The sequence below is a fragment of the Pedobacter sp. ok626 genome, from assembly GCF_900100435.1.
GTDB lineage: Bacteria > Bacteroidota > Bacteroidia > Sphingobacteriales > Sphingobacteriaceae > Pedobacter.
On record NZ_FNEX01000027.1, the window covers coordinates 33314 to 47571 of the forward strand.

Genomic DNA, 14258 nt, shown 5'->3' on the forward strand with positions numbered 1-14258 from the left:
ATAGTTAATCATATTTTATTTATATCCTTCGTTTTGGCTTAGGTTGGGATTGGCGTCTGTAGCTACCAAAGGGATAGGAAGCAATTTCGCAGTTGGTTTGTAGGTAGGTTTAAGCGCTCCAAGCACCGCATCGGCCTGACCAGTACGTTTGAGATTGAACCAACGGAAACCCTGTTCAACGAAAAACTCCTTGCGGTTTTCAAGCGCAATCTCTTCAATCAATATATCTTGCGCCGTACTGGTACTTACCGTGGCCGCCGCCCGACTGCGGATTACATTCAAGTCATCTCTCGCACCGGTCAGATTGGTTCCGATTCTGGCCCTGGCTTCCGCACGGATCAGGTACTGCTCCGCAAGGCGCAAGATCACAGTCTGTTCAGAAACGTTAGCGGCTACAGCAAGCACATTGTTGCGGTACTTGTACTTGAAAGGTATACTGTAAATCTCTGTACCAATTGTCACATTATTCATCCATCGTAAATAACGCAGATCGGTCAGTGCAAAGCGGTCAGTCAGGTCTTTACTTACGCGATATTGAATATTCGCTACTGTGTAAGTACTTGGGAGCAGCGTACCCGCCTCTGCGGTGTACTGGTTGATTGGGTTGATTGGTGGAGACAACTGCCAGATACACTCTGCGCTGTTTTTGATGAATACTTTCGTACCCATATCCGCTGCTTCCACAATCTTGAAAAGATTAGAAGCAATCACTTCAGAAGCACTGGCTTCGGCATCCAGGTAGCGGCCCAGGAATAGATATACTCTAGCCAGCAACGCACTACAAGTAAACCGGTTGACGCCGATTCGGTCACCCGAAGAAGCACTATAATCTGGCAAAAGGCTTGCTTTGGCCTCTGTAAGATCCTTCAGCATCTGTTGGTATACATTTGCGACAGTTTCTCTGGGCTGAAATGCGGTCTTTGTCACATCTGTTTCCAGGACCAAAGGTACATCACCGAACATATTGACTAAATTAAAATAGGAATATGCACGGACAAACTTGGCTTCTGAAATTAATCGGTTTTTTAAAGCTGGCGTCACCGTTGTTGATTTTTCCAGTCCAATGATGATCAGATTCGCCTGATAAATGATATTATACCAGGTACTCCAATGATCGTTAGGAAATGTACTAATGCGTGTGTAACTGTTATTCATGATTTCTATAGGCGTTGTACTTACGCCAAGAAAGCGTAGGTCATCTGCCTGTAGTGAAGGTTGTACCGTAAGATTGATGTTCTGGGCTGCGCTCTGTGATAACGTTGCAAACATGCCCGATACAGTACTCTTCGCACTGTTATCTGTAGCAAATGCCAATGCTGAAGACGTTTCATTCAAAGGCGGATCGATCTCTATTAACTTTTCGCAACCTGTGCCAATCAGTGTCACGACAAATAAACAAATGGCGGTGAAGTTATATATTTTCTTATTCATGATATTCGTGGTTAAAATGAAAGTTGGAGGCCAGCAACTATAGTACGCAAAGGAGGAGTCGCGACTCCTTGAGATTCAGGATCAAAACCTTTGTATTTGGTAATCGTAAATAAGTTTTGCGCTTGGGTAAACACCCGCAGATTTTGCGCTTTTACTTTTGACAGCCAACTTGCCGGCAAACTATAGGAAAGATTTACATTTTTCAATCTAATGAACGAAGCATCTATTACTGAAGCATCTGAGAAGCTGTAATTAGAATAGGCGGTATAAGCTCCCGCATATCCTGTAGTCGCTAATTTTTCAAGAGAACTCAACGCAAGGTATTCTTCCGTAATGTTTGCGGCTGCGTTAGACATAAATCCTGGTGGATAGAATGAAGCTGCGATCAAACTACGACCTTGTTGTTTAACAAACTGAAAAGTGAAATCTAAATTTATTCTCTTATAAGTAATCGAGTTGTTCAAGCCTCCGAAAAATTTAGGATAGCCTGTACCTACATAATAGCGGTCGCCAGCACCTGTGGGTAAAAAACCGGAGTTCAATGCCCCACTTTTGTTCAGATCGGCAAACTGAGGCAAGCCCGTGGCTGGATTAATACCGTCATACTGGTAAAAATAGAAAGAACTCAATGGCGAGCCCACCACATATCGTGTATAGTAAGGTGATTTCTCGATGTTCGGGAAAGACAATAGTTTATTGCGGTTCTGTGAAATGTTAAAAGAGGATGTCCAACTGAAATCTTTGCTCCTGATGTTGGTGCTGGTAGCGCTGAACTCCCAACCTGAGTTTTGTACAGTGGCAGGAAGGTTAGATTGATAACTTGGGAAACCGGCCTGCGCACTGATTCCGAAATCTAACAATTGGTTACTCGTTCTGTTGCGGTAGGTGGAAGCCGTGAGCGACAATCTGTCTTCGAAAAAGCCCAACTCAAGTGCTAATTCAAGCTTGCGTGTAGCCTCCCATTTATAATCATTATTTGCAATTCGGCTAGGTACTAATCCAGAGCTGCCGTTAAACACATAAGTATTAGCCCTATAGCTATCGAAATACTGATAATTCCCGATCTCATCGCTACCGATCAGCCCATAGCTTCCACGTATCTTACCGAAACTGAACCATTTAAATTTGTCTTTAAGGAAACTCTCTTCTGAGAAAATCCAGGCACCAGCTACTGAACCAAAATTTCCGAAACGGTTATTGGGGCCAAAACGAGAAGAACCATCACGGCGAAACGTGAAGTTCGTAATATACTTATTCTGAACGTTATAAGTAGCCCGTGCAAATACGGAAGTATATTTGTAATCTGCTGAGGCTGTGCTTACCGAACTTACTGAGGCGGCAGATATATTGGTGAGGAACTCATCTGAAGCGAATCCCGATGCATTGATGTAATAGGGCTGTCTTGACTGCCTGTACTGCCATGTTCCACCAACCAGGAAATCTAAGTTTCCTTTCCAGATATCATGCTTATAAGTTAGTTGCGGCTCTATAATGTAATTTGTAGAGAAATTATAGGCGCTGCTTACTGTTCCTGTTGTAGGTGCGGGTGCACCATACATTGGAGTAGGATTCATAGACGATAACGGACGAATGGTCAACTGTTCCATATCTGTTTTACTGTAGCCTAAGGTAGCCTTGATGTCCAACCCCTTTGCCAGGGTATATTTAGGTGTCAGACTACTCAAGAGATTAGAAGTCTTATTGTCGTTGGTTTGGTACAGGTAACCTAATGGATTGTTTAGTGCAGTAGACCAATTTAAACCACCTTCTGCGTTGTAAAGTGCGTAATTGGGTGCCAGACTATATGCCCAAACCGCCATATCTGTTGCAGATATATTATTCTTATCCGCAGAATATATCGTAGAAAAGGCTACTGAAAAACGCTGATCCAAGGAGCTGTGGTTCAAACTAAAGTTTGCGGCACCACGGTGATAGCCTTGCTTACCGGGAAAGACATTGTTTTCCTTATGGAAGGTCCCGCTCATATAGAAATTGGTCCTTAAATCACCTCCGGAAAGGTTCATATTGGCATCATAGGTGCGAGCAGTATTACCCATCAGCTCCTTTTGAAAATTGGTATTCAGGTTCTGGTCCCAAACCGTTAAATCTGGCGCATTTGCCGCAGTCGGCGTGATATTGTCGTTGATAAAGGCCTGCCTGCGGATCTGCAGATAGCGCTCTGTACTGAGCGTTTCTACAAAGTTAGCGACTTTGGATGCTCCTGTGGAAACATTCACACCGAAAGTGGTTTTACCGGCTTTACCTTTTTTGGTCGTGATAAGCACAACGCCATTTGCTCCTCTGGAACCATAAATAGCGGTTGCATCTGCATCTTTAAGGACATCTATGCTTTCAATATCCGCTGGATTGATGGAGTTCATCGGACTTGTACTACCTTCGGCTGAGGGTAATGTACTTCCTGAAGTTGCTGTATTGATCGGGGTAGACAAAAAGGGTACTCCATCAATGACAAATAGAGGCAGATTACTCTTGGTTAATGAATTAGCACCTCTGATCTGTACGGTAATCCCGGCACCGGGCAAGCCATTACTTTGCACAACAGTTACACCTGGTAATCGTCCCTGTAAGGTTGACAATACATTTGTTACAGGCTGTTTCTCAATATCTTTAGCACTGATACCCGCCTGGGAACCTGTACTTAGTCTTCTGGTGGTGGTGCCATAACCTATTACCATTACTTCATCCAGCTTGGCAGGATCCAATACCATGGTAACATCGAGTTTAGCTTTAGCGACTACCTCTTTAGTTTTATAACCAACATAACTAAAAATCAGAGTTGGGTTATTCTCATCCACGCGGATATAATAACGTCCGCTGAGACCAGTCACCGTAGTTTTATTGGTCCCCTTTACTTTTACCCCCACCCCTGGCATCGGCTGTCCATTTTCATCCAACACTGTACCGATCACCTCAATATCAGCGAAATAGGTCTTTACATCGTCTATAAATGTTTTCTCTCTGACAATGACGGTCCTATCTTCTATCGCATAGGTAAAATCCTGGTTGGCAAAGCAACGTTTCAGTGCTTCTTCCAAACTGGCATTATTCAATGAGATCGTTACTGGCCTTGCTTTCTCCATCAATTTCAGATCGAAAACAAAATCATAACCACTTTGCGCCCTGATGCTTTTAAATACCTCCTTAAGCTCAGCGTTTTGTTTGTTCATAGAAATCCGCTGCGCTACTGAGGCTGCACTTACCTGCATCATCGTGGTGAATAAAAGAATAGTAACTAAACGCATAGCACGCAGGATTAGTTGGACACGACCTAGCGGTCTATCCGGTTTGATAGTATAAATTTTGTACATTTGAATGGTTTAAGTTGAATAGTTTGTCAATAAATTTTGAGGCTTAAAACCAATTTTTAGCCAGAAGTGTCCCACCACTTCTGGTTTTTTTTTATTTTAAGCCGGTTTTTAGGTAATTATTTACTTACGGTCACCCTCCTTCCTTCCAGCTTAAAGTGGACCTTACCGGTTTTTTGCATAATATTTAAAATTGAAGATATATTCTTAGTACGGGAGATCCAGCCTCCCAGCTTAACCTGCTCCGGAGCAGAGTCATCATAGATTACTTCCACATCATACCACCTGGAAATCTTGCGCATTATACTTCGGAAATCGTCGTTGCTCAAGTTGAATTCACCGCTCTTCCAGTCTACATAATCAGCGGCATTCACCGTTTTCACATTTAACAAGTCTCCTTTACTAATGGCCTGCTGTCCCGGCTTTAGTATTACCTTGTCATTGATCTTCACCATCCCCTCCAGCAATGTAGTCGCAACCAATGGCTCATCGGAGTAAGCATTTACATTAAAATGCGTCCCCAGTACCCTGATTTCCTGTTTTAAAGTGCTAACGACAAAAGGCAAGGCCATGGCTCCCCCTTTAATAACTTTATGAACTTCAAAATACCCCTCTCCTTTAAGTTCTACACGACGAGGTCCGTCTTCCGAAAATGAGGTTGGATAAGTGAGCGAAGAGGAGGCATTCAGCCAAACCCGGGTACTATCTGGTAAAATAATTCGATACTTCCCACCAATTGGCGTTTTTATCGTATTGTAACTGGTTGCTCCCGGCAGAACCGAACGTTCATCTATTAAATTATAAATCACCTCTCCTTCTCTGGTTTTCGTAATCTTTACGCCAGTCTGCTTGATAGCAAGTTCTCCGTCCTTTAAAGTCGTCAGATCTATTTCAATACCATTCGAAAGCGTAAGTGTGGCACGTTCAGCACCGGGTCTGATATCTGTAGAACCTTTAACGATCTCCAAACCGGAAAAGCGGGAATTGTCGAAAAAGAAAATACCCGCGCTAATGACCATGATGATCGCTGCTGCCGATGTGATAATCGACCAAAGGTTTCTATTACTTTTTAATTTGACTACCTTATTCCCAGAAAAAACAAGTTCTTTTTTTGCATTTGTCAATGCAGATACAACATTTGCATTGTTATAAATTTTCCCACTGTATGATAAAGCCGGCTCATTCACTATACTTTTAAAGATTTGCTTATTCTCCTCTGTAGCATTGATCCATTGCGTTAATTCCTCTAACTCGGCACCATTCAAATCATTGAACAGGTAACCATTGATCAGATCAGCAATCCGGTTAACTACATATATGTTCGGCTCTTCTATCATTTTTCTATTGGACAATTTCCTATATAACAGGAAGCCTATACATTTTGTCCAAAAGAATTTGATATTTTTTTTTAGAAAATTAATTCGCGCTATTTCCAGACACCAGGAAGCAACAGAACAATCGCAGTAAGCATATCATGATCAGACAATTTCCCCTTCAACAATTGCAATCCACGCATTTTCTGACTATTAACAGTACTTACAGTAATATTTAGCGCTTCTGAAATTTCTTTTGGAGTTTTACCCTCCATATAGGTCATATGAATTACCTTTCGACATTGTTCAGGTAAGGTATCTACTTTAGCAAAAATCCGGCTTACAACTTCGGCATGGATCATATCTTTAAGTGGATTATAATCGTCTGCAGGTTCAGATTTTTCAAGTGTAGACTGGTACTTTATTTTGACTTTATGTTTTTCCAGTTCGTTAAAACTGGCATTGCGCACACAGGTATACAGGAAAGACTTCAGTTTGCCAAAGTCAAGGAAATCGTTCCTTTTGTTCCAAGCTTTTATTAAACTGTCCTGAGCAATATCCTGACTAAGGGCCTCATCCTGGAGAATTCTTTCTGCAAAGACACACAATAAAGGATAGAAATGGATAAAAACCTGGTCAAAAGCCTGCTCATTGCCAGCCTGAAATTCAAGTAGCAAAGCAGAATTCTCTTCCAAATTAACCGAAATCATAATATTTCTCCACCTATATGATCTAATTTACAGAAACAGCGGCAATTTTATAGAATTAAATCCATATTAACGTAAAATTTACGTTTATTTTACTTTACCAGATACAGGAAAAAGCCTCTTTCTTCTACTTCAACAGACTCCCCGCCTATACAACAAAAGCGGGAAACCCTAAGATTATCCCGCTTTTAATTATCTACTTATAAGAAACGTTACGCCTTAATATCCGTCATTTTGAACAAGATTCGAATTGGCTTCAATAGCACTAATAGGAATTGGTAACAGCACTTTATAGGCTGGTGTAACAAAATTCTTTTCTGCCCTGGCATCACGGTATTTATTAAAACGCACCAAGTCAGTACGACGGTTCCCCTCCCAATAAAGTTCAAATCCTCTTTCCTTCAATATCTTATCAAGATCGAGTGAGGTATAAGCAGGCATACCACGTTTTGTATTTCTCAAATAGTTGATGTCTTCGAGTGCTCCTGTTACATTATTCGATCTGAATTTCGCTTCTGCACGCATCAGATAAGTATCAGAAAGACGGTATAATGGAAAATCATTACCCGCATTACTTGTATTTGTAGTTGAGGGGTTTGGAGCGAACTTAACAATCCTCACTCCTGCCTCTTCCTTTGAATTTTTAATACTAAACTCCTTTGTATAGGCCAAGGGTTCTCCCGTACGTGTTTTTAAAGCAACGCCCGCAATTGAATATTGCTGACCTATCAACAATCCTTGGTTAAATCCTAGTTGATTAATTAACCTTCTATCACTAAACCGCTTATCAGAAGTATCCCAGGTATCCACAAATGTTGGTGTTGTGCAACAGCCATTTAGTAGACTCGTAAAATTTCCAAACCTCTGATTATAGTGCAGCGTAATAGGCACCCATACTGAACCAGTGAGACCGATGGTTTCATCGTAAATCACAGATAAAATAGATTCAGTATTCTGAAGATATTTCGCATTATCGTATTGAAACATTCCCCAATAATCGTCTGCTACAGTATACTGCCCTGAACCGATTATGGCGTCACATGCAGCAATTGTTTCCGGCCATTTGCTTGTTCCAGTATAAACCTCATGATTTAGATACACATTTGCCAATAGCATTTGCGCAGCTGCTTTAGAAACCCTACCATAAGGAAGTTCCGACTTATTCTTCAATACCGGGATAATTTCATTCAGTTCCTTAATTATGCGCTGTACTGCGGCCGGACGTTCAAGAATTAAAGGGGTAACTGAATAATCTGTCTCAGTATACTCTCTAAATGGGAACTTACCAAAATTATCATTCAGCTTAAACATGCATAGTGCCCTAATGAATCTCACTTCAGCAATATATCCATCAATTTTATCCGATTTTGGAAAAGCTGATAAGTATTGAAGTGCAACATTACAGCGCGTGATCCCCAGCATAAAGCTATTCCAGGTATTTCTGATATAAGTATTCCGGGGATTATAATCATGGGTAAACAACGCTTGCAAGTCTGGTGATACCCAGTCAGAGCCCCGGGCTGGCCATGCCAGCTCATCAGTAACGGATTGTAAAGTGCCCCATACCCCACTTCTATTTTGAATATCTCTCAGATACGCATACGGAGGGGCAACAATCATCTCTGCATTATCAGGGTTAGTAATCACTTTATTTCCATTCACTTCATCTAAAATTTCCTCCTCGACACTACATGAGCTAAGGAAAACTAATAAGGTGATGGTCATTAAATATATCTTTTTCATCAGTATATAATTTTGTTTAAACACTTTCTACTAGTTAAGGCTTCTTTATAACTCAACATTTATCCCAAATAGAACAGTTCTGGCTTTGGGATAAGCAGTCCAGTCTATCCCTATCGAAGGCACACCACTGGCAGAATGATCGGCATTTACTTCGGGATCGTATCCTGTATATTTGGTAATCATAAAGAGGTTGTTGGCAGTAAGACTTAACCTTACTTTATTTAGCCAATCTACATGCTTAAGCTTTAATGTATATCCTAATGTAGCATTAGATAGACGTAGGTATGAACCGTTTTCTATAAATCTGCTACTATAAGTTAAAGTTCCATTAGGATTTTCATTCGTATTTATTGCATCTTTTCTCACGTTCCATTCCTTGGCAATTAAAGTATTCTGATCAATAATATTGGCAAGGTTGTTATAAACTTTGTTGCCAAATATTCCGTTGAAAGCCACATTAAAATCAAATTGCTTATAAAAAACACTTGTATTAAATCCATAAGTAAACTTAGGGAGTGCAGAGCCGAGCTCTTGCTGAAGTTCAACTCCATTCGCATCTAACTCAAACATGCTGTTTCCTTGCTGGTCAAAACCAAGAAACTTCCTGCCCCAAAAAGTACCGATTGGATACCCATTTTTAATAATCTGCGAAGAAAATCCGGTAATACCAGGACCGCTAGGTGCTCCAGTAGTGATTTGGCTGATTGGCAACCCTGAAACGCGATTTTTTATGGTCGTAAAATTCAATCCCATATCCCAGCTAAAACCCTCTTTTTCTATAACCAGTCCATTCAATGAAAGTTCAAGTCCACGGTTTTTAATCTTCATATCTGGAACATTGGTCCACACCCTGGTTGTTGGTGCAGGGGCCACTGAAAAAACCTCAAGCAGTACATCTTTGGTGGTCTTGTCGAAATAATCTATCGTTCCATTAATTCTGCCTTTTAAGAAACCGAAGTCAAGACCGAAGTTGTACTGACTGGTTTTTTCCCAACGAATGTCTGGATTAGGTGTACGTGTAAGTGTAATTCCCTGGATAACATTCTTGGTCGAGCCATCCAAGATTGCACCACCAGATGAGCCCAGTAAAATTTGAGATATTTTATTTGGAATCTCCTGATTTCCGGTAATTCCCCAGCCCATGCGTAGTTTTAAATTACTAAACGCATTCAACTGTTTAAAAAACTGTTCTTCGCCGATTCTCCAGGCAGCTGAGGCGGATGGGAAATATCCATATTTGTGATTCGCACCAAATTTGGTTGACCCATCGGCTCTGAGTGTTGCGGTAAGCAGATATTTATCACTCAAATTATAATTCAGTCGACCAAAAAAAGATTGAAGCGCATTTTTTACAATATAAGAACTCACACTTACTTGTTTTGAATTTCCCAAGCTCAAATCGTTGACATAATCAAAATCATCAATGGTAAACCCTTCTTCACTTAACTTGTAAGACTGCGCTTTGAACTGTTGATACGAATGTCCAGCAAGCGCATTGAACTTATGTTTTTCTCCAATGGTAAAATCATAAGTGAGAAAATTCTCAATCAAGTTGCTCGACAGTTCTACATTACTGATATCTACAGTTCCTTTATTGCTCAGGTAGATCAAACTATGATGTTGAGTAACCTTTCTTGAGGCATTAGAATGATCCGCAGCGACATTGATTTTATATTTCAATCCTTTGAAAATCTCCAATGAAGCTGTAATATTCCCTAATATCCTGTCGTTTTGATTTAAATCATTAGTACGATTAATCATCGCCAATGGATTTCTTACATCTTTACTCATTTGGTAATAGGATCCATCCGCATTGTATACAGGAAGGGTTGGATTATTCTTAAGCGCCGACAAGATAACATCACCTTCGAAGCCGCCTGTTTCACCTATTGGTACGCGCTGATCCTTAGTCCTTGCCGCTGTAAGATTGGCCTCAATTCTAAGTTTGTCATTAATTAGATTCTGCGCAACATTAAACCTTGCGGTAAGCTTTTCCAAGCCTGTTTTTCTGATGATTCCCTCCTGATCAAGATAACTGATAGAGCCTCTATAGTTACCTTTATCATTTCCACCCCCGTAAGAAAGATTATGACTCTGAGAATAAGCTTTTCTATAAATCTCGTCTTGCCAATTGGTATTTGCACCATAGTCTCCCCCAGCAATCCCCTTCGACGTACGATAAGCCTTAAATTCTTCAGCATTTAACATATCTAACTGCCTTGGCAATTCTGATAATGATCCGGTTGCTGAATAATTTAAGACTCCTTTTCCGGCTTTGCCTTTCTTGGTGGTGATCAGAATTACACCATTCGCACCTCTAGATCCATAAATTGCAGTTGCCGAAGCATCCTTTAACACATCCATCGAAGCAATATCATCAGGATTTAAAAAGTTAAGCGGGTTCTTGGCAGCATTACTTCCGGCTCCCGCGATTGTGGCCCCCGATGGCTGGATATCTGTAATATCCAAAGGAACACCATCTACTACATATAGAGGATCCTGACCAGATCTTACAGAATTAGATCCTCGAACTCTAACCATTGCTCCTGCACCAGGCTCTCCACCGTTTGTAATCACGTTAATTCCAGACAAGCGGCCCTGCATTAAATCAACAGGATTAGTAACCAGCCCCTTATTAAAATCCTTACTACTCAAAGCAGCTACCGAACCTGTCAAATCTTTCTTACTCACTGCACCATATCCTACTGAAACCACTACTTCATTTAAGCCAACAGCACTACTTTCGAGCCTAACATTTAGTATTGCTCCTCCATCCGCTTTTATTTCCTTAGGTTCCAGTCCCACGTAAGAAAAAACAAGAACATCACCAGTTTGCAAAGAGATTTCATATTTCCCATGCAGATCCGTAGTTGTTCCTATTTTTGAATTCTTCAGTTTGACCGATACTCCCGGAAGTGAAATGCCTGAAGCATCAGTTACAGTACCTGAAACCCTTTGCCCATTAACCTTTCCCGGAGCCTTTTCCAAGCGAGGTTTTAAAATAATAAGCTGATCTTTCTGAATACTATACGTGATCGTTTTATCGGCAAACAGCGTACCGAGAATTTCCTGAATTGACTTGTTTTTAGCATGAATGGTAACTTTACGATTTACATCGATCTGCTCCCTTTGGTAAAAAAAACGATACGGTGTTTTTTGCTCGATTGCTTTCAATACCTCAGCAATTCTAGCTTGTTCGTAATCTAATGTTAGTGTATTTTGTGCCTGGGCTTTGAGGGTTGAAACACTAAAGATGAGACCGGTCAGCCAAATAAAAAATGTCCACCTAAGCCCCCATGATTTTATTGCATTTGAAACTAATAAGTAGTTTTTATATATTTTTTGCATAGTTTTAAATAAAGATTAATTCTAAAATCCTTTTGAGTTTGTCTTTGTGCCGAAAGAAAGGTTGAAGCGTCTTTCGGCATATTTTGGTTTAAATCTTTCTCTTGCTTACATAGGCTCTTTTTTTATTTAAGAAATTCATTAGCTATTGTTTCTCTATGTGTATTATTCCTTTCTCTTCTATGACATACCTGAAGGGTAATGTTTCTTTAAGGATATCCAGCACCTTGCCAAGGGCTTCATTTCTAATTGTTCCATCATAGTGATAATTAAACAATTCGGGGTCCTTAACTACAAAATGAACGTTATACCTACCTTCCAGCATGGTTAACAAATCTTTAAAGCTTTTATTTTCAAAACGAACTTCAGGTTCTTTCCATAAGGAAGAAAAACCAGCCTGAACATTCTTCAGGTCAACAGATCCCGTTGATTTGTAGAGCGTAAACTGCTGCCCCGGTTTTAACTTAAGAGATGAAATGTTCTTTTTACCTTCAACCGGAAGAATCTCTATTGATCCTTCCTGAAGTGTAGTAACAACTTCCTGTTTATTCCCATAAGCGCAAACATTAAATTTAGTCCCATGCACGAGTACACGATAGTTCGAAGTATGAACAACAAAAGGTACACGGCTATTTTTTCGGACATCAAACCAGGCTTCTCCGTTTAAAAAAACTTCTCTTACATCATCAATGGTATTCAAATGATAACGAATTTTGGAATTTGAATTAAGAAAAATTCTGGTACCATCTGGTAAAATGGTTTCCGATATTGATTGACTTGGAGCTATAAATGTAAACTCCATTTTATCTTTCTGATTAAAATAAGATTGGACAAAAAGCACATAAAAAAGCACGCCAAGCACAAATATGGCCGCGCTGGAGGCTGCATATTTAACCCAATGAATAAGCCGTTTTCTCTTTATTAACTTCTGATTTTCAGCTATTGTATTACAAATTCTGTCATACAAGGGATCCAGATCAACATCTTCTTGCTTAAATGACGATTCACTCTCTAAAATTCTATATAAGTCTCGCTTTACCTCAAACTCCAATTCGGGCTGGTAAAATGATTTAATAATTTTCTCCTGATGTTTTTCTGTATCCATGTTTCCAGTAAGGATATTGCGACAAAAGTCCTTGCCTTACCTAACTCATACGAATGAAAGGCGTTAACTACTCACGCAGAAAAAAAATAATTGTGATCAATAGAAATAATACAACACCAAATACAAAATGTACTTGCTGTCGATATGCAATTTAAGGAAAGCCATTGCCCTGTAAATCTGATTTTCTACAGTTCTGACAGAGATATTTAATTTCCTGGCGATTTCCTCATAGCTGAGTCCCTCCACCCTACTCATGGTAAAGACCAACCGTCGTTGATCAGGCATCTGACCAATTAATTGATCAATTTGCTCCTGTAGCTCATTAAACACGAGACTATTCCAGGTGGTATCGTCTTGTTCGTTCAACTTATAGGCAGCCAATTCGGTTGATAATTTTTCAAGTTTTCGTTTCCTCAGCTGATCATAAATCATGTTAACAGCAATCTTATAAATAAACGCCTTAACATTTTTCGATTCGTCAATATAAGCACATTGATTCCACAACTTCATAAATACGTCCTGAACCAATTCCTCGGTATCATGCACAGATTTTAGATAGGACATTCCAAATGAATAAATTTTTGGGCCATAAAGCTCGAATAGCGCTTTAAATACTTCGCTCCCGTTTTTTTCATTGTCCCTATCAGCAGAAAGAAAACTAATCTTAGGCCCCGTGCTCAACTTAAAATTCAATTTGGTTTTGGTTGGAAAGATACGCAAGTACCTCAATAATGCAAAATTATAAAGTAAATGGAATATTAATCATTGAAACTAATATCCTTCAGGAATAAGGAATGCAGAAATTCCACCTTGAATATTCTAATGTTTTTTAATTCAGTAAATTTACTACACTAGATAAACACAACCGTCAGAATAAGAGAAAATGTTAGAAGAACTTCAAAACTACTATCTAAAGAAAGAAGAACCGAACAAAGGCTACCTACTTGCGCTGCGAAGTATTATTCTTGAGCAAGATGAAAACATTACCGAAACACAGAAATATGGAATGCCCTGCTTTTGCTATAAAAAGAAAATGTTTTGTTATTTATGGACAGACAAAAAAACAGACGAACCTTATATCCTGATGGTTGAAGGGAAATACCTGGATCATCCCCAACTGGAACAGGGTGACCGTTCGCGAATGAAGATTTTCAGGGTTAATCCAATCGAAGATTTGCCCATAAAGGCAATTAAAAGCATTTTGCAAGAAGCATTAGACTTATACAGGAAAGGAATAATAGAAATTAAAAATTAGTTGTGATGGGCTAACCTAAACGCCCATCACAAC

General features: G+C 39.8%; 9 protein-coding genes. 1 reads left to right on the top strand and 8 read right to left on the bottom strand.

Annotated elements, in window-relative coordinates; all coding sequences use genetic code 11:
* Positions 1-15: 15 nt before the first annotated feature.
* The 8 genes from BLS35_RS26475 to BLS35_RS26510 all read right to left on the bottom strand — a co-directional run bounded on the left by BLS35_RS26475 (position 16) and on the right by BLS35_RS26510 (position 13663).
* Positions 16-1431 (bottom strand): RagB/SusD family nutrient uptake outer membrane protein, encoded by a 1416-nt coding sequence (locus BLS35_RS26475; protein ID WP_090787417.1) that lies wholly within the window; start codon positions 1429-1431, stop codon positions 16-18.
* Between the two features lie 11 nt (positions 1432-1442).
* Entirely contained in the window at positions 1443-4760 is a 3318-nt protein-coding gene (locus BLS35_RS26480) for a TonB-dependent receptor (RefSeq protein WP_090787420.1), read from the bottom strand.
* Positions 4761-4876: 116 nt separating this feature from the next.
* The gene (locus BLS35_RS26485; protein ID WP_090787423.1) at positions 4877-6094 is read right to left on the bottom strand and encodes a FecR family protein; all 1218 of its coding nucleotides are present in this window, start codon (positions 6092-6094) and stop codon (positions 4877-4879) included.
* 89 nt (positions 6095-6183) lie between these two features.
* A complete protein-coding gene (locus BLS35_RS26490) occupies positions 6184-6780 on the bottom strand; it encodes an RNA polymerase sigma factor (RefSeq protein WP_090787426.1) in 597 nt (198 codons plus the stop codon).
* A gap of 216 nt (positions 6781-6996) precedes the next feature.
* Positions 6997-8520 carry a RagB/SusD family nutrient uptake outer membrane protein gene (locus BLS35_RS26495; protein WP_090787429.1) on the bottom strand — a complete coding sequence of 508 codons (1524 nt, stop codon included), beginning with the start codon at positions 8518-8520 and terminating at the stop codon, positions 6997-6999.
* 45 nt (positions 8521-8565) lie between these two features.
* On the bottom strand, positions 8566-11868 hold the full coding sequence (locus tag BLS35_RS26500) for a TonB-dependent receptor (RefSeq protein WP_090787432.1): 3303 nt from the start codon (positions 11866-11868) through the stop codon (positions 8566-8568).
* A gap of 142 nt (positions 11869-12010) precedes the next feature.
* Positions 12011-12970, bottom strand: coding sequence for a FecR family protein (locus BLS35_RS26505; RefSeq protein ID WP_090787435.1), 960 nt, complete (start codon positions 12968-12970; stop codon positions 12011-12013).
* 96 nt (positions 12971-13066) lie between these two features.
* The gene (locus BLS35_RS26510) at positions 13067-13663 is read right to left on the bottom strand and encodes an RNA polymerase sigma factor (protein WP_165973437.1); all 597 of its coding nucleotides are present in this window, start codon (positions 13661-13663) and stop codon (positions 13067-13069) included.
* Positions 13664-13853: 190 nt separating this feature from the next.
* Here BLS35_RS26510 and BLS35_RS26515 point away from each other — a divergent pair, with 190 nt between their 5' ends.
* On the top strand, positions 13854-14225 hold the full coding sequence (locus BLS35_RS26515) for a DUF1801 domain-containing protein (RefSeq protein ID WP_090787442.1): 372 nt from the start codon (positions 13854-13856) through the stop codon (positions 14223-14225).
* Positions 14226-14258: the final 33 nt, after the last annotated feature.